General features: G+C 69.8%; 13 protein-coding genes and 1 pseudogene. 12 read left to right on the top strand and 2 right to left on the bottom strand.

What is annotated here, in order from left to right; translation table 11 throughout:
- Nucleotides 1–7 precede the first annotated feature (7 nt).
- The 4 genes from IF12_RS0101070 to IF12_RS0101085 are packed head-to-tail and all read left to right on the top strand — an operon-like array spanning nt 8 to nt 3,296.
- A complete protein-coding gene (locus IF12_RS0101070; RefSeq protein WP_030144418.1) occupies nt 8–1,588 on the top strand; it encodes a uroporphyrinogen-III synthase in 1,581 nt (526 codons plus the stop codon).
- Nucleotides 1,589–1,611: 23 nt separating this feature from the next.
- Entirely contained in the window at nt 1,612–2,607 is a 996-nt protein-coding gene (hemB, locus tag IF12_RS0101075; protein WP_369807669.1) for a porphobilinogen synthase, read from the top strand.
- A gap of 39 nt (nt 2,608–2,646) precedes the next feature.
- The gene (locus IF12_RS0101080) at nt 2,647–2,886 is read left to right on the top strand and encodes a hypothetical protein (RefSeq protein WP_030144420.1); all 240 of its coding nucleotides are present in this window, start codon (nt 2,647–2,649) and stop codon (nt 2,884–2,886) included.
- Nucleotides 2,883–3,296 carry a type II toxin-antitoxin system VapC family toxin gene (locus IF12_RS0101085; protein ID WP_030144421.1) on the top strand — a complete coding sequence of 138 codons (414 nt, stop codon included), beginning with the start codon at nt 2,883–2,885 and terminating at the stop codon, nt 3,294–3,296. The genes IF12_RS0101080 and IF12_RS0101085 overlap by 4 nt, the downstream gene beginning before the upstream one ends.
- Here the strand turns inward: IF12_RS0101085 and IF12_RS0101090 are convergent.
- Complete coding sequence (locus IF12_RS0101090) at nt 3,277–3,939, bottom strand: TetR/AcrR family transcriptional regulator (protein ID WP_030144422.1); 663 nt, start codon at nt 3,937–3,939, stop codon at nt 3,277–3,279. The two genes, IF12_RS0101085 and IF12_RS0101090, sit on opposite strands and share 20 nt — an antisense overlap.
- A 93-nt stretch (nt 3,940–4,032) precedes the next feature.
- On the opposite strand from IF12_RS0101090, the gene IF12_RS0101095 reads away from it, so the two are divergent.
- Nucleotides 4,033–6,198: an MMPL family transporter gene (locus tag IF12_RS0101095; protein ID WP_030144423.1), complete on the top strand. Its 2,166-nt coding sequence runs from the start codon at nt 4,033–4,035 to the stop codon at nt 6,196–6,198.
- A 6-nt stretch (nt 6,199–6,204) separates the two neighbouring features.
- On the opposite strand, the gene IF12_RS0101100 is transcribed toward IF12_RS0101095, so the two are convergent.
- Nucleotides 6,205–7,257, bottom strand: a complete 1,053-nt coding sequence (locus IF12_RS0101100; RefSeq protein WP_030144424.1) for a UDP-N-acetylmuramate dehydrogenase — start codon at nt 7,255–7,257, stop codon at nt 6,205–6,207.
- A 47-nt stretch (nt 7,258–7,304) separates the two neighbouring features.
- Here IF12_RS0101100 and IF12_RS0101105 point away from each other — a divergent pair, with 47 nt between their 5' ends.
- From IF12_RS0101105 to IF12_RS22500, 7 genes and pseudogenes are all read left to right on the top strand, one after another.
- A complete protein-coding gene (locus IF12_RS0101105) occupies nt 7,305–8,051 on the top strand; it encodes a hypothetical protein (RefSeq protein ID WP_051703816.1) in 747 nt (248 codons plus the stop codon).
- 235 nt (nt 8,052–8,286) lie between these two features.
- Nucleotides 8,287–9,381: an ABC transporter ATP-binding protein gene (locus IF12_RS0101110; RefSeq protein WP_030144426.1), complete on the top strand. Its 1,095-nt coding sequence runs from the start codon at nt 8,287–8,289 to the stop codon at nt 9,379–9,381.
- 104 nt (nt 9,382–9,485) lie between these two features.
- Complete coding sequence (amrS, locus tag IF12_RS0101115) at nt 9,486–10,688, top strand: AmmeMemoRadiSam system radical SAM enzyme (RefSeq protein ID WP_081912871.1); 1,203 nt, start codon at nt 9,486–9,488, stop codon at nt 10,686–10,688.
- 94 nt (nt 10,689–10,782) lie between these two features.
- Complete coding sequence (gene amrB, locus IF12_RS0101120; protein ID WP_030144428.1) at nt 10,783–11,589, top strand: AmmeMemoRadiSam system protein B; 807 nt, start codon at nt 10,783–10,785, stop codon at nt 11,587–11,589.
- Nucleotides 11,590–11,840: 251 nt separating this feature from the next.
- Nucleotides 11,841–13,295 (top strand): lysine--tRNA ligase, encoded by a 1,455-nt coding sequence (lysS, locus tag IF12_RS0101125; protein ID WP_051703881.1) that lies wholly within the window; start codon nt 11,841–11,843, stop codon nt 13,293–13,295.
- 257 nt (nt 13,296–13,552) lie between these two features.
- Nucleotides 13,553–13,909, top strand: a complete 357-nt coding sequence (locus IF12_RS0101130; protein ID WP_030144430.1) for an Lsr2 family protein — start codon at nt 13,553–13,555, stop codon at nt 13,907–13,909.
- A 277-nt stretch (nt 13,910–14,186) separates the two neighbouring features.
- Nucleotides 14,187–16,697, top strand: a pseudogene (locus tag IF12_RS22500) (ATP-dependent Clp protease ATP-binding subunit); the annotation flags it as partial.
- Nucleotides 16,698–16,805: the final 108 nt, after the last annotated feature.

The raw sequence follows: 16,805 nt of genomic DNA on the forward strand, positions 1-16,805 counted from the left end.
AGAGAACATGACCAGTGCCCGTAAGCCGGTGGGCCGCGTGCGTTTCGTGGGAACCGGCCCAGGCGATCCGGGACTGCTGACCAAGCGCGCCCTCGACGCGATCCGCGAGGCCGACCGGATCTACTACGACCGGTCGCTGCCCCAGTCGCTCATCGAGGCCGCCAAGGAACTCACCGGAGACGACTCGCGGCTCAAGCTGATCGAATCCTCCCCGAGCGACCAGGGCAAGCTCATGGCCGCCGCCGCCCGCGAGGGCGAGAACATCGCCCGCCTCGTCGTCGGCGACGCCTACCCGAACCGCCTGGCCAAGGCCGAGATCAAGGCCGCGTCCGCCGAGCAGGCCCGCTTCGAGGTCATCCCCGGCATGAGCCACGCGCAGGCGGTCGCCGTCTACGCGGGGATGCCGCCCGGCGAGATCCGCACCGTCATCGACATCGACGACATCGCCTCCATCGAGCCCCAGATGATCGCCGACGCGATCAAGCGCGGCTCGCTCACCGTCACCGCCGACGTCTCCGACCTGTCGTCCCTGCGCGACATCCTGCTCGCCGGCGGCGTCTCCGGCGAGACCGCGGTGGCCGTGACCGGCGACGCGACCGGCGAGACCGAGTACACCACCACCTCCTCGGTGGACACCTTCGTGGAGGCGGCCCTCGGCTACGCCGGGCAGGTCGTGCTCACCATCGGCCCCGGCGTCGACGACCGGCACGAGCTCGCGTGGTGGGAGGGGCGCCCGCTGTACGGCTGGAAGGTCCTCATCCCGCGCACCAAGGAGCAGGCCGGGGTCATGTCCGAGCGCCTGCGGGCCTACGGCGCGATCCCGTGCGAGGTGCCGACCATCGCCGTCGAGCCGCCGCGCACGCCCGCCCAGATGGAGCGGGCCATCAAGGGCCTCGTGGACGGGCGCTACGCGTGGATCGTCTTCACCAGCCAGAACTCGGTGAAGGCCATCTGGGAGAAGTTCAAGGAGCACGGGCTCGACGCCCGCGCCTTCGGCGGCCTGCGCATCGCCTGCATCGGCGAGGCCACCGCCGACGCCGTGCGCGAGTTCGGCATCGAGCCCGAACTCCTGCCGACCGGGCAGCAGTCCTCCGAGGGCCTGCTGGAGGTCTTCCCGCCGCACGACCCGGTGCTCGACATGGTCGGCCGGGTGCTCCTGCCGCGCGCCGACATCGCCACCGAGACCCTGGTCCAGGGCCTGAGCGAGCGCGGCTGGGAGGTCGACGACGTCACCGCCTACCGCACCGTGCGCGCCTCGCCGCCGGCCGCCGACATCCGCGACGCGATCAAGTCCGGCGGCTTCGACGCGGTCCTGTTCACCTCCTCCTCGACGGTGCGCAACCTCGTCGGCATCGCCGGGAAGCCGCACCAGCGGACCGTGGTCGCCTGCATCGGGCCGGCCACGGCCGACACCGCCACGGAGTTCGGGCTGCGCGTGGACGCCAAGCCCGACAACGCCTCCGTGCCCGACCTCATCGAGGCGCTCGCCGAGTACGCGACCGAGCTGAAGCAGCGCCTCGCCGAAGGCCCCATCAAGACCCGCCGCGGCCAGAAGGTGCAGGGCCCCACGGCCCTGCGGTTCCGGTAGAGGGCGCCGAGCTCAGGAAGGAAGTGGCCGCAGTGCCGAACAGCTCCGAATTCCCGATCATCCGGCCTCGGAGGCTGCGCCGCACTGCGGCCCTTCGCCGTCTGGTGGCCGAGACCCGCGTCCACCCGTCCGACCTCGTGCTGCCGCTGTTCGTCAAGGAGGGCTTGACCGAGCCGGCCGCGATCAGCTCCATGCCCGGGGTCTACCAGCACACCGTGGACTCGGTGCGCAAGCTCGCGGTCGAGGCCGCGCAGGCGGGGATCGGCGGGCTCATGCCTTTCGGCATCCCGGCGGTGCGCGACGCGGTCGGCTCGGGCGCGACCGACCCGAACGGGATCCTGAACCGGACCACGCGCGCGATCCGCGAGGAGATCGGCGACGACCTCGTGGTCATCCCCGACCTGTGCCTGGACGAGTTCACCGACCACGGCCACTGCGGCGTCCTGCGCGAGGACGGCACCGTGGACAACGACGCGACGCTGGTGCGGTACGCGGAGATGGGCCGGTGCCTGGCCGAGGCCGGGGCCGATCTGCTCGGCGCCTCGGGGATGATGGACGGCCAGATCGGCTATGTGCGTGCGGCCCTTGACGAGTCGGGCCACACCGACACCGGGCTGCTCGCATACGCGGCGAAGTACGCGAGCGCGTTCTACGGGCCGTTCCGCGACGCGGTCGACTCGCAGCTCAAGGGCGACCGGCGCACCTACCAGCAGGACGGCCCGAACGCGACCGAGGCGCTGCTGGAGATCGACCTCGACATCGAGCAGGGCGCGGACATCGTGATGGTCAAGCCCGCGCTGCCGTACCTCGACATCGTGAGGGCGGCGGCCGAGCGCAGCCCGGTTCCCGTTGCGGCCTACCACATCAGCGGCGAGTACGCCCAGATCGTGGCGGCGGCCGAGAAGGGCTGGATCGACAAGGACGCCGCGATCCTGGAGTCCCTCACCAGCATCAAGCGGGCGGGAGCCGGAATCATCGCCACCTACACGGCCCTGGAAGCCGCAGCCCTCCTCCGCTGAGCGAAGTCATTTTGCATTCATTGCAGCTATAATGGCTGCATGAGTGAAATCAGTATGACCATCAGGCATGTACCGGCCGAATGGCGCGATGAGTTGGCCTCCAGGGCGGCCCGCCAGCGGCAGTCGTTGCAGGAGTACATGCTCAGCCAGATCGAAGGCATTGTCGCGCGGCCACCGCTTGACCTGGTCATCGAGCGCGCCCGCGAACGTGTCCGCGCTTCGAATTCCAGCGTCACGATCGAAGACATCATCGAGTCGCGGGACGCGGATCGCCGGTGAGCGTCGGAGACGGGCTTGCCGTCGATGCGTCCGCAGTCGCCGCAGTGCTCATCGAGCCGGGTGCGGTCGCTGAATGGGCAGTCGGCCAAATGCGCGGCAAGCGGCTGTTCGCCTCGGAGATGCTGCATTACGAGACTGCGAACATCATCCGCCGTGAGGCGCGGAAAGGCACCATCGACGAGACCGCGGCCGCATTGGCGTTTCGGGACCTGCTGGACATGCAGGTGCACTGCGAGTCGTTCGCGGTGGTCGCGGATCGAGTCTGGGAGCTGCGACGAAGTGTGACCGCTTACGACGCCTCATATATCGCGGTCGCCGAGTGGCGGCGGGCACCGCTGCTGACCACCGATCTGCGACTGACTCGCGGCAACGGGCCGCGGTGCGAATTCCTCACGCCCCCGAGCCTGTGATCCGCCGCGGCTCTGGCGGCAGGGTTGTGGACAGGTAGGCGCGGAGTGCCCGCTTGGTCTCCTTCACCACCTTCGGCAGGTCGGGTTCCTCGGCCGCCATGATCATCGGCAGCAGGCCTCTGAACAGGTGGACCGCTACCTCGGCGGTGAGCGTCCGCTTTTCAGGCGGAAGGCCTGGGGCCTTCTTCTCCAGGATCTTGTCCAGGCGCTCGAACATCAGCTTCTGCGCCGGTCTCTTCGCGCTCGCCAGTTCCGGGGCCAATTGCGGGTCCGACAAGAGCGCGTAGAAGCCCGGGTTCGCTCTGTCGAAGGCCACCACCGGGTCGATGATCCGGTCGAGCATCGCCTCCAGTGGCAACTCCGCCACCGCCAGGTCGAAGGCCTCCCCGTGGGCCTCGCGCAGCCGCGTCACGTACCGCGCCATCAGCGCCTCGGCGATCGCCTCCTTGTTCTCGAAGAACTGGTACAGCGTCCCCGGCGAGGCCCCCGCCTTCGCGGCTATCGCGTTCGTGCTCGCCTTCGCGAAGCCCTGCTCGGCGAAGACCTCGGCCGCCGCGTCCAGCAGTTCCGCCATGCGCTTCTCACCCCTGGCCTGGCGTTTTTTGACGGGTCTGCTGACGGGCTTCGCCGTGTCCTCGGTCACCGGTCTCCCCTCGACTTGCAAATACGAGTCATCACTCGTATTTTAGATTGCGAGCGCTCACTCGTATTCAGTCTATGCCGGTCGGGAGACCCCATGACCACCACCGCGCCAACCCGTCCCGCGCGCCGCCTCGGCGACGCCGTCTTCCGCCGCAGGCGACCGATCCTCCTCGCCGCGCTCCTGGTCTTCCTCGCCGCGGCCCTCGTCGGCTCCGGGACCATGAACGCCCTCGTCCTCTCCCGGTTCGAGGCCCCCGGCTCCGAATCGATCGTCGCCGGCGAACGCCTCGACCGCGACTTCGGCGTCGGCTCCGCCAACTTCCTGCTCCTCGTCACCGCCGCCGACGGCGACGTCGACTCCGCCGCCAGCGCCGCCGCCGGAGCGGCCCTCACCGCCGAACTCGCCGCCCTCGACCCCGTCGCCGCCGTCCAGTCCTACTGGGACGCGCAGTCCCCGGCGCTCCGGAGCGAGGACGGCGCCCAAGCCCTCGTCACCGCCTACCTCCCCGGCGAGGTGACCTTCGTTCGCGAGGAGGTCCTGCCGCAGCTCAAGACCGAGTTCACGCGCGAGGGCGGCGCCATCGCGGTCGCCGTCGGCGGCTCCGACGAACTCTTCCGCGAAGCCGCCCAACTCGCCCGCGAGGACTTCCTCCTCGCCGAGGCCATCGTCATCCCCGGCCTGCTCCTGCTGCTCATCGCCTTGTACCGCCGCCCCGTCGCCGCGTTCCTCACCCTCGGCGTCGGCCTCTTCGCGCTGGCGGTCTCCCTCGCCGCCATGCGCGCCGTCGCCGCCGCGACCGAGGTCTCCACCTTCGCCGCCAACCTCATCCTCGTCATGAGCATCGGCCTGGCCGTGGACTACTGCCTGTTCGTCGTCAACCGCTTCCGCGAGGAGGCGGCGGTCCACGACCGGGCCGAAGCGGTCGCGCGCACCGTCGCCAGCGCCGGGCGCACGGTCGTCTACAGCGCCGTGACCGTGGCCGCGAGCCTCTCGGTGCTGCTGCTCATGCCGTTCCCGTTCCTGCGCTCCTTCGGCTACGCCGGGATCATCGTGCCCCTCGCGGCCGTGCTCGGCGCGGCCGTGGTCCTCCCCGCGGCCCTCGCCGTCTGGGGCGGGCGGGTCGAGCGGCGCAGGCCCCCGCGCCCTGTCGAGCAGGGCCGCTGGTTCCGGTCGGCGACTGCGGTCATGCGCCGCCCGATCCTGTGGGGCGCAGCCGCTCTCGTGCTCGTCGGCGTGCTCGCCTCGCCGCTCGCCGGCGTCCGGTTCGGCGTGCCCGACGAGCGGGCGCTCCCCGAGGACGCGCCCAGCCGCGTCGTCGCCGACCAGATCGCCGCCGGTTTCACCGCCGAGGAGACCGACGCGCTGCTCGTCCACGTCTCCGGCGCGGACCGGTCCGGTCTCGCCGCATACGCCGCCGCGTTGTCCGAAGTGGACGGCATCGCCCAGGTCGACTCCGCCTCGGGCCGCTTCGTCGACGGGCTGCCCGCGGGAGACGGCGACCCCGGCCGCTTCGCCTGGTCCGGCGACGCCACCTGGGTCTCGGCCGTGCCGACCGTCGCGGCCATGCGCGAGGACCCCTACGCCATGGTCGGCCAGATCCGCGACCTCGAAGCGCCTTTCGCTGTCGCCGTTTCGGGCTACCCCGCCGACCTCGCCGACTTCCGCGACGCCCTGCTCGACCGGCTGCCGCTCATCCTCGGCCTCATCGTCCTCATCACCTTCGTGATCCTGTTCCTCATGACCGGCAGCCTCATCGCACCGATCAAAGCATTGATCCTCAATGGACTCTCATTGGCGGTGATGTTCGGCGCCCTCGTATGGGTCTTCCAGGAGGGGCACCTGTCGGGGCTCATCGGGTTCACCCCGCAGGGCTCGTTCGAACCGAGCATCCCGATCCTCATGTTCTGCATCGCCTTCGGCCTGTCGATGGACTACGAGGTGTTCATGCTCGCCCGCATCAAGGAGGAGTACGACCGCATCGGCGACCGCCTCGGGTCCATCGCGGTCGGACTCCAGCGCTCGGCGCCGCTCGTCACCGCCGCGGCCCTCGTGCTCGCCTTCACCTTCGCCGTCTACGCGACCGGCGACGTGGTGTTCCTCCAGATGCTCGGCCTGGGCATGGCGCTGGCGGTGGTCGTGGACGCCACCGTCATCCGCGGGGTGCTGCTGCCGGCGATCATGCGCCTGACCGGCCGCGTCAACTGGTGGGCGCCGGCGCCGTTGCGACGCCTGCACGACCGCATCGGACTGCGCGACTAGCGGGGCTCAGAGGACCATGACCGGCTCGGGGCGGAGGCGGACGCCGAACTTCTCCTCGACGGTGTCCGCCACCTCGTCGGCGAGGGCCAGGAGCTCGGCGGTGGTCGCCCCGCCCCGGTTCGTCAGCGCCAGCGTGTGCTTCGTGGACAGACCCGCGTTGCCGCTGCGGTAGCCCTTCGCGAAGCCCGCCGCGCCGATGAGCCACGCCGCCGAGACCTTCACCAGGCCGTCCCCGGCGGGCCAGTGGGGCGGTTCGCCGCCCGCGCGTTCGGCCAGCTCGTGGAAGACCGCGGCGCCGACGACCGGGTTGACGAAGAACGAGCCCGCGCTCCACGAGTCGTGGTCCTCGGCGTCCAGGACCATGCCCTTGCCGCGGCGCAGCGCGATCACCGCCTCGCGCACCTCGGCCGGCGGTGCGGCCTCGCCGACCTCGACCCCCAGGCGCTTCGCCAGCTCGGCGTAGGCGATCGGCCGGGAGAGGTGGCTCGGTTCGAGCCGGAAGTCCACGCTCAGCACCAGGTACCGATCGTCGTGCTTGAAGACGCTGTGGCGGTAGGCGAACCGGCATTCGGTGGGGGACCAGTCGCGGATCTCGTCGCTTCGGCGGTCCCAGACGCGCACCGCCGCGATGGTCTGGGCGACCTCCTGGCCGTAGGCGCCGACGTTCTGGATCGGCGTCGCCCCGGCCGAGCCGGGGATGCCGCTGAGGCACTCGACGCCCGAGAGGCCCTCGGCGACCGTCCACGCCACGAACGCGTCCCACTCCTGCCCGGCCTCGACCCGCACCACGTCCCCGACGCGGGCGATCCCCCCGCCGCGCAGGAGCACGACCGTGCCGTCGAAGCCCGCGTCGCCGATCACCACGTTGCTGCCGCCCGCGAGGACCAGGGTCGGCCCCTCGGCGGCGCGCAGCGCGGCCACGGCCTCCTCGGAGGAGCCCGTCTCGACCAGCTCGGCGGCCGGGCCGCCCAGCCGCAGTGTCGTGTACCCGCTGAGCGGTCTGCCGGGAATCCGACGTTCCGGGCGGTGCTCGCTTGGCCGTGGGCTGGCGTCTGTCACGCCGAAAAGCCTAAGCTTTACGCAGGCTACGAGGAACGGCGGTCACCATGGCTAAGCTGCGCATCACCGACTACCTCACCGAACTCAAGACCGAGGCCGCGGGCCTGCGCTCGGTCTGCGAGACCGAGGTGCTCGACCGCGTCGCGCCCTCGCGCCCGGACACGACCGTCGCCGGAATCCTCCTCGACCTCGCCCGCCTCTACCGCTGGGCCGTCGAGGCCCTGTTCGCCCCGACCGTCGAGGACGAGGACCTCCCCGAACCGCCGCCGGTCGCCGCCGCGGGCCCGGCCGTGCTCGACGTCTTCGACCAGTCGCTCGCCGCCGTCCTCGACGCGATCGAGTCGCGACCCGCCGAGGCGCCCGCGTGGACGTGGGCGCCGGTGGAGTGGCGGGCCGAGTTCTGGCACCGCCGCGTCGCCGTCGCCACCGGGATCGCCCGCTGGGACCTCCAGATGGCCGTCGGGGCGACCGCGCCGGTGCCCGTCGCCCTCGCCGCCGAGGCGATCACCGAGGTCTTCGAGGCGTTCCTGCCCGTCGGGGCCCGCCGCGGGGCCCATCCCGAGACCTCCGGGCTGGTGCAGCTGTTCGCCCAGGACGCCGACGCGACCTGGTTCGTGCGATTGCGGCAGGGCCGCGTGGCCCTGCTCGACCAGCCCGACGCGCGCACCGAGCTCCAGTCCCGCGCCGCCGGATCGGCCTCCGACATCGCCCTGGCCCTGTGGGGCCGCCTGCCGTTCGGGATCTGCGACGTGGTGGGCGACGAGCACCTGCTCCAGGCGCTGCGGGTCGAGTAGCGGCGCGGATAACGTTTCGGTAAACCTTCCAGGGAATCCGGACAAACGTTCGGGGCCCGGTTGGCAAAGGCATTCTTTCAAGGTTAGGCTCACCACACGCTCCGCGGCGCCCGCCGTCGCGGCGCCCGTCGCAGCGCAGGGTCGCGCCGCCTGGTGAGACCCGCTCCGCGACGTCAACCGCCTTTTACCACGGATCGTCTGGCACGTACCTGCCAGTGAAAGGGAACACATCACCATGGCAACAGTGACCTTCTCGGATGCCACGCGCATCTACCCGGGCACCGAAAAGCCCGCCGTCGACAAGCTCAACCTGGAGATCCAGGAGGGCGAGTTCCTCGTCCTCGTCGGCCCGTCCGGTTGCGGCAAGTCCACCTCGCTGCGGATGCTCGCCGGCCTGGAGGAGATCGACGAAGGCTCGATCTTCATCAACGAGACCGACGTCTCGAACCTCCCGCCGAAGTCCCGCGACATCGCGATGGTCTTCCAGAACTACGCGCTCTACCCGCACATGTCCGTCTTCGACAACATGGCGTTCGCGCTCAAGCTGCGCCGCATGCCGAAGGCCGAGATCAAGCAGCGCGTGGAAGACGCCGCGAAGCTCCTCGACCTCACCGACTACCTCGGCCGCAAGCCCAAGGCCCTCTCCGGCGGTCAGCGCCAGCGCGTCGCCATGGGTCGCGCGATCGTGCGCGAGCCGCAGGTGTTCCTCATGGACGAGCCGCTGTCGAACCTCGACGCCAAGCTCCGCGTCCAGACCCGTTCGCAGATCGCCTCGCTCCAGAAGCGCCTGGGCATCACCACCGTCTACGTCACCCACGACCAGGTCGAGGCGCTGACGATGGGCCACCGCATCGCGGTCCTCAAGGACGGCCTGCTCCAGCAGTGCGACAGCCCGCGCGTGCTCTACGAGAAGCCGAAGAACACCTTCGTCGCGGGCTTCATCGGCTCCCCGGCGATGAACCTCAAGACCGTGAGCCTGACCGAGTCCGGCGGCCTGTTCGGCGACGTGACCCTCCCGCTCTCGCGCGAGATCCGCGACGCGGCCACCCAGGACGGCGGCGACCAGCAGGTCACCATCGGCATCCGCCCCGAGCACTGCAAGCTCGGCACGGAGTCCTCGGGCGGCATCGCGATCGAGGTCGACCTCGTCGAGGAGCTCGGCTCCGAGGCGTACGTCTACGGCCACGCCGCCTACAGCGGCGCGTCCGAGCGGTTCGTGGTGCGCACCGAGTCGCGCAACGTCCCGCGCCTGGCCGAGACCGTGTTCGTCGTGCCCGAGCCGGGCCACGAGCACGTGTTCCACGCCGCCACCGGCGAGCGCCTGAACTAAGCGACACGCATCGAGGGGCCGCGCGGTTCGCCGCGCGGCCCTTTCGCGTGAGCGCGACGGAGCCGAAACGCCGCCGCAACGCCCGGGGCGCTACGGTTGTGCGTATGGCCGCGGTCACCCCCAGTAGACCGATCCCCGCCGGCGCCGACGAGTTCACCGTCGGCACGGCGTTCCACCGCGCCCTGGACGACGGGCGCGTCGAGTGCACCGTGTGCCCCAGGGCCTGCCGGCTGCGCGAGGGCCAGCGGGGACTGTGCTTCGTGCGGGCCAGGTACGGCGACCTGATCGTCCTGACCTCCTACGGGCGCTCCTCGGGATTCTGCGTCGACCCGATCGAGAAGAAGCCGCTCAACCACTTCCTGCCGGGCACGCCGGTGCTGTCCTTCGGCACCGCCGGGTGCAACCTGGCGTGCCGGTTCTGCCAGAACTGGGACATCTCCAAGTCCCGCGAGATCGACACCCTCTCCTCGCAGGCGAGCCCCGAGCGGCTCGCCGAGGAGGCGAAGCGCCTGGGCTGCAAGTCGATCGCGTTCACCTACAACGACCCGACGGTGTTCTTGGAGTACGCGGCCGACTGCGCCGAGGCGGCCCGGGCGGCCGGGCTCAAGGCCGTGGCGGTCTCGGCCGGGTACATCAACGAGGCGGCGCGGTCGGAGCTGTACGCGCACATGGACGCGGCGAACATCGACCTCAAGGCCTTCAGCGAGGACTTCTACCGCAAGGTCGCGTTCGCATCGCTGCGCACGGTCCTCGACACGCTCGAATACCTGGTGCACGACACAGAAGTGTGGACCGAGATCACGACGCTGCTCATCCCAGGGCACAATGACTCCGACAGCGAGATCGCGGCCGAGTGCGCGTGGATCGCCGAGCACCTCGGCCCGGAGGTGCCGCTGCACTTCACGGCGTTCCACCCGGACTTCAAGATGCGAGACGTGCCGCCGACGCCGCCGGCCACGCTGCGGCGGGCGAGGCGGATCGCGCACGAGGCGGGACTGCGGTACGTCTACACCGGGAACGTGCACGACCCGGAGGGGCAGACGACGACGTGCGTCTGTGGCGAAGCCCTCATCGTGCGCGATTGGTACCGAATCAACCGATATGCAGTGTCGGATAGCGGACAGTGCACTGGTTGCGGTGCGCGCGTTCCCGGAGTTTTCGACGGACCCGCGGGAGACTGGGGTCCCAGGCGGCAACCGATCCGCATCGCCGCACCGTCCAAGAGACCGATGCCCGAACGACCGACCGCACCGACGTCACAGCCAGCACCGAGACGAACACCCGCAACACCCGAAACGCCCGTATAGAACCGCACACCGTCCCGAGAGCCCACACGGATCCGCCGGTCAGCACCCAGACCACAGGCCGGACCACCGAAAACCCACCACCGGAAGACCTGCGATGCCTTCGATCACTTCAGACACGGTTCGGCCCCCGGCCGTCGCCGGCCGGTTCTACCCGGCCGACCCCGAGCGGCTGCGCGCCGACATCACCCGACTCATCGACGCCGTCGGCCCCGTGAGCGAACCGCTCGCGGCGGCCTACATCGTCCCGCACGCCGGCTACCGCTACTCGGGCCCGGTAGCCGCGGAGGTCTACGCCCGACTCGCCGCACATCGCGGCCGCATCCGGCGCGTCGTGCTGGTGGGGCCCTCCCACCAGTACCCGCTGCGCGGGCACGCCGCCGCGCCGTACACGGCCTGGCGGACCCCGCTCGGGGACGTGGCCGCCGCCGCGACGAACGTCGTGGGGTCCTCGCGGCTGCCGCACGAGGCCGAGCACGCGCTCGAGGTGCAGCTGCCGTTCCTCCAGGTCGCGCTGGGGGAGGACATCGAGGTCACGCCGGTGGCGTGCGGCATGAGCCAGACGCCGGACACCGCCCGGATCGTCGGCGCGCTGCTCGAGGAGGCCGGGGACGACACGGTGCTGCTGTGCTCGACCGACCTGTCGCACTACCACGACCAGGAGACCGCGACGCGGGTCGACGCGGCGACCGCCGAGGCGATCCGGTCCCTGCGCCCGCGCGAGATCGCGCCGCAGCACGCTTGCGGCGTGTTCGCGCTGCGCGGGACGGTGGCCTGGGCCGACGCGACCGGCAGGCGCCCGAGGCAGCTCGCGCTCGCCACGTCAGCGGACACGGCGGGCACGCCCGAACGGGTGGTCGGCTACCCGGCCTTCGCGATCGAATTCCCAGGAGTAGCCGAATAACAGCCCGGCCCGGCGGGCCTCGGCCGGCGGACTCCGGATCGCCGGACCTCGGATCGGCGGACCATTGTCGGACCCTGGAGGCACCCTTGTCATCGGGGGGCCGGCGCTCGCACACTCCCGAGTGCGGGGGCGTGTGATGCGCGCTCGCTGCGGCGAAACTCCCATGCCGTCCTCCACGGGCGGCATTTACCCTGTAAGACGTGACCGAGCACGAGCAAGAGACCACTGAAACCGACGACCTTCCCGAGCAGATGCAGATCCGGCGCGAGAAGCGCGCCGCCCTCCTCGCGGAAGGCAAGGAGCCCTACGCGCTCGGCTACCCGCGCACCCATTCGCTCGCCGAACTGCGCGAGCGCTTCGCCGACCTCCCCGACGGCGAATCCTCAGGCGTCACCGTCTCCACCACCGGACGGGTGATCTTCGTCCGCACCGCCGGGAAGCTCTGCTTCGCCCGCCTGCGGGACGGCGACGGCACCGAGTTCCAGGTGATGCTCTCCCAGGGCAAGGTCGGCGAGGAGGCCCTCGCCGACTGGAAGCGACTGGCCGACATCGGCGACCACATCGGCGTCACCGGCGAGGTCGTCACCTCCAAGCGCGGCGAGCTGTCGGTCATGGCCGACTCCTTCCAGATCACCGCCAAGGCCCTGCGCCCCCTCCCGGTGGCCCACAAGCCGCTCGCCGAGGAGACGCGGGTGCGCCAGCGCTACGTCGACCTCATCGTGCGCCCCGAGGCCCGCGCGAACGCCCGCGGGCGCGCCAAGGTGGTCCGGTCCCTGCGCGAGCACCTCGACGACCAGGGCTTCATCGAGGTCGAGACCCCGATGCTCCAGGTCCAGCCGGGCGGGGCCACCGCGCGGCCGTTCGTGACGCACATGAACGCGTACGACATGGACCTGTACATGCGCATCGCCCCCGAGCTCTATTTGAAACGGTGCGTAGTCGGGGGGATCGAGCGCGTATTCGAGATCAACCGGAACTTCCGCAACGAAGGCGCCGACTCGACGCATTCACCCGAGTTCGCGATGCTGGAGGCCTATCAGGCCTACGGCGACTACCGGACGATCGCGGCGCTCACCAAATCGCTCATTCAAGGCGCGGCCCGATCGGTGTTCGGCACCGAGACCGTCACTCTCGCGGACGGCTCCGAGTACGACCTCGGCGGCGAGTGGGCCGAGATCACCGTCTTCGGCTCCCTTTCCGAAGCGCTCGGAGAAACAGTGACCGTCGACACCCCGCTGGAGACCCTGCGGGCTTACGCCGACAAAGTCGAACTCGGCGTCGACCCGAAGTGGGGGCCGGGGAAACTGGCCGAGGAATTGTTCGAGCATCTGGTCTCGGACCATCTCCACGCGCCCACCTTCGTCTTCGACTACCCCGAGGAGACCTCGCCGCTCACTCGCGGTCACCGCACCACTCCCGGTCTCACCGAGAAATGGGACCTGTACGTGCGCGGTTTCGAACTCGGCACCGGATATTCGGAGCTCATCGACCCGGTGATCCAGCGCGAACGCCTCGAAGCCCAGGCCAGACTGGCCGCGAAGGGCGACGACGAGGCCATGACCGTCGACGAGGACTTCCTGCGGGCGATGGAGTACGGGCTGCCGCCGCTGTGCGGCATGGGCATGGGAATCGACCGACTCCTTATGGCGCTCACCGGACTCGGCATCCGAGAGACCATCCTCTTCCCGCTGGTGAAACCCGAATAGCAAAGGAATGCGACCGCGCCGGTAGCGGTGTTTCACACAGGCCGTGCATTGGCCTTCACTTCCGGCGCGGTCCCTTTTTGCCCGCAGAGGGGAGCGTTGGACGTATTCAAGTCGCCGAGGCCCCGTCCGGTGTCCGCGTAATTGCAAATATCTTCACCCACCCTCTTTCCCTTCTCTAAGGGACTCGTATATGCTCTGGCACTAGTAAGACGGTTGTCCCGTTAGCGCCAGTCGCTTCAGTTCGAGAGGAATTTGCCATGGCGAAGAAGACACAGGTCATCCTGATCGACGATATCGACGGCAGCAAGGCTGAGGAGACCGTCAAATTCGCTATCGACGGGCAGGCCTACGAGATCGATCTCTCGGCCTCTCACGCCAAGGAACTGCGCGACGCGCTGGAGAAATTCCAGGAGGCCGGCACCCGCCTCGGCCGCTACAGCCTGGGCGCGCCCCGCGGACCGGTCCGCGGCTCGGCCGCCCCGCGCCGCCAGACTGTGGATCGTGAGCAGAACAAGGCCATCCGCGAGTGGGCCGAGCGCAACGGCAAGCGCGTCTCGCCCCGCGGGCGCATCCCGCAGGCGATCGTCGAGGAATACAACGCCGCCCACCACTAGAGCAACGGACCGACTCCTCGCCCGCCCCCGCTGGGGGGCGGGCGTTTTCGCGTGACGGGCGCCCGGCGCGGGCGCGAATTGATTGCGAACGCCCGCCCACGGGTATTGCGCTCAGAGCGAACCTGTTATCACCTGGAATGGCCGAAGGTGCACGCTTGTTGTCACCCACGTGGCAACCGCCGCCCGCAGAACCGGGAGATAAGGTGTACCCACAGGGTTTTGCAAGCCACGACCAGTAACGACGACAAGTAGCGGCGGACGCGAGGAGCAGAAGCGCATGTTTGAACGGTTTACGGACCGTGCCCGACGCGTGGTCGTCTTGGCTCAAGAAGAAGCCAGGATGCTCAACCACAACTACATCGGCACGGAACACATCCTGCTCGGCCTCATCCACGAGGGCGAGGGCGTGGCGGCGAAGGCCCTGGAGAGCCTGGGCATCTCCCTCGAAGGCGTCCGCCAGCAGGTCGAGGAGATCATCGGTCAGGGCCAGCAGGCCCCCTCCGGGCACATCCCCTTCACCCCCCGGGCGAAGAAGGTCCTGGAGCTGAGCCTGCGCGAGGCGCTCCAGCTCGGCCACAACTACATCGGCACCGAGCACATCCTGCTCGGGCTCATCCGCGAGGGCGAGGGCGTCGCCGCCCAGGTCCTCATCAAGCTCGGCGCCGACCTCAACCGGGTCCGCCAGCAGGTCCTCCAGCTCCTGTCGGGCTACCAGGGCAAGGAGCCCGCGGGCGCCACCGCCGGGGGCACCTCGACCGAGGCGCAGCAGTCCGGCTCGCTCGTGCTCGACCAGTTCGGCCGCAACCTCACCCAGGCGGCCCGCGACGGCAAGCTCGACCCCGTGATCGGGCGCCAGCGCGAGATCGAGCGCGTCATGCAGGTGCTCTCGCGCCGCACCAAGAACAACCCGGTGCTCATCGGCGAGCCCGGCGTCGGCAAGACCGCCGCCGTCGAGGGCCTCGCGCAGGCGATCACCAAGGGCGAGGTCCCCGAGACGCTCAAGGACAAGCAGCTGTACACGCTCGACCTGGGCGCCCTGGTGGCCGGTTCGCGCTACCGCGGCGACTTCGAGGAGCGGCTGAAGAAGGTCCTCAAGGAGATCAAGACCCGCGGCGACATCATCCTCTTCATCGACGAGATCCACACGCTCGTCGGCGCAGGGGCCGCCGAGGGCGCGATCGACGCGGCCTCCATCCTCAAGCCGATGCTCGCCCGCGGCGAGCTCCAGACGATCGGCGCGACCACGCTCGACGAGTACCGCAAGTACCTCGAGAAGGACGCGGCCCTGGAGCGGCGCTTCCAGCCGATCCAGGTGGCCGAGCCGTCGCTGGCGCACACCATCGAGATCCTCAAGGGCCTGCGGGACCGCTACGAGGCCCACCACCGCGTGTCGATCACCGACGGCGCCCTGGTGCAGGCCGCGACGCTCGCCGACCGCTACATCTCGGACCGGTTCCTGCCGGACAAGGCCATCGACCTCATCGACGAGGCGGGCGCGCGGATGCGCATCCGCCGGATGACCGCTCCGCCGGACCTGCGCGAGATCGACGACGAGATCGCCGAGACGCGCCGCCAGAAGGAGTCGGCGATCGACGCCCAGGACTTCGAGGCCGCCGCGCGCCTGCGCGACACCGAGAAGCGCCTCCACGAGAAGCGCGCCAAGCGCGAGCAGGAGTGGAAGGCCGGCGACCTCGACCAGGTCACCGAGGTCGACGAGGAGATGATCTCCGAGGTCCTCGCGAACTGGACGGGCATCCCCGTCTACAAGCTGACCGAGGAGGAGACCTCCCGTCTGCTGAAGATGGAAGAGGAGATCCACAAGCGGATCATCGGCCAGGAGGACGCGGTCAAGGCCGTCTCCAAGGCCATCCGGCGCACCCGCGCGGGCCTCAAGGACCCGAAGCGACCGTCCGGTTCGTTCATCTTCGCCGGCCCCTCGGGCGTCGGCAAGACCGAGCTGGCGAAGGCGCTCGCGGAGTTCCTGTTCGGCTCCGAGGACGCGCTGATCCAGCTCGACATGTCCGAGTTCCACGACCGGTACACCGTCTCGCGCCTGGTCGGTGCGCCTCCCGGGTACGTCGGCTACGACGAGGGCGGGCAGCTCACCGAGAAGGTGCGCCGCAAGCCGTTCTCGGTGGTCCTGTTCGACGAGATCGAGAAGGCCCACCCGGACGTGTTCAACACGCTCCTCCAGATCCTGGAGGACGGTCGCCTGACCGACGGCCAGGGCCGCATCGTGGACTTCAAGAACACGGTGCTGATCCTGACGACGAACCTCGGCACGAGGGACGTCGGCAAGGCCGTGTCGCTGGGCTTCCAGGCGGACGCGACCGAGGGCGGCGACTACGAGCGGATGAAGGAGAAGGTGAACGAGGAGCTGAAGAACCACTTCCGCCCCGAGTTCCTCAACCGCATCGACGACACGATCGTGTTCCCGAAGCACACGCAGGAGGCGATCGTCTCGATCGTGGACCTGATGGTCAAGCGCATCGAGGACCAGCTCACCAACCGCGACATGGCGCTGGAGCTGACCGACAACGCGAAGCTGTACCTGGGGCACAAGGGCTACGACCCGGTGCTCGGGGCGCGGCCGCTGCGCCGGACGATCCAGCGCGAGATCGAGGACACGCTCTCGGAGAAGATCCTCTTCAACGAGTTCACGGCGGGTCAGATCGTCGTGGTGGACGTGGACGGCGATCCGACGGACGTCGAGAAGACGAACCTGACGTTCAGGGCCGCCGACAAGCCCGCGGGCGTGCCGGACACGCCCCCGGCCGAACTGGCCGGCGAGCGGGCTCCCAAGAGCCCGGGAGCCGGGACCGGCACGCTGCCGCCGAAGAGCCCGGGGGCCGGGCCGCGCGGCAGCCAGGCGGGCCAGGGCGGCGCTTAAACGCCA

The sequence above is a fragment of the Glycomyces sp. NRRL B-16210 genome (genome assembly GCF_000719515.1).
Classification (GTDB): Bacteria; Actinomycetota; Actinomycetes; order Mycobacteriales; family Micromonosporaceae; genus Glycomyces.

Excerpts from the sequence above, each read along its gene's own strand:
- IF12_RS0101105 (WP_051703816.1), top strand. The coding sequence starts at position 7,305 with ATGGCTAAGCTGCGCATCACCGACTACCTCACCGAACTCAAGACCGAG.
- IF12_RS0101095 (WP_030144423.1), top strand. The coding sequence starts at position 4,033 with ATGACCACCACCGCGCCAACCCGTCCCGCGCGCCGCCTCGGCGACGCC.
- IF12_RS0101130 (WP_030144430.1), top strand. The coding sequence starts at position 13,553 with ATGGCGAAGAAGACACAGGTCATCCTGATCGACGATATCGACGGCAGC.
- amrS (WP_081912871.1), top strand. The coding sequence starts at position 9,486 with ATGGCCGCGGTCACCCCCAGTAGACCGATCCCCGCCGGCGCCGACGAG.
- IF12_RS0101080 (WP_030144420.1), top strand. The coding sequence starts at position 2,647 with ATGAGTGAAATCAGTATGACCATCAGGCATGTACCGGCCGAATGGCGC.
- IF12_RS0101070 (WP_030144418.1), top strand. The coding sequence starts at position 8 with ATGACCAGTGCCCGTAAGCCGGTGGGCCGCGTGCGTTTCGTGGGAACC.
- IF12_RS0101110 (WP_030144426.1), top strand. The coding sequence starts at position 8,287 with ATGGCAACAGTGACCTTCTCGGATGCCACGCGCATCTACCCGGGCACC.
- lysS (WP_051703881.1), top strand. The coding sequence starts at position 11,841 with ATGCAGATCCGGCGCGAGAAGCGCGCCGCCCTCCTCGCGGAAGGCAAG.
- amrB (WP_030144428.1), top strand. The coding sequence starts at position 10,783 with ATGCCTTCGATCACTTCAGACACGGTTCGGCCCCCGGCCGTCGCCGGC.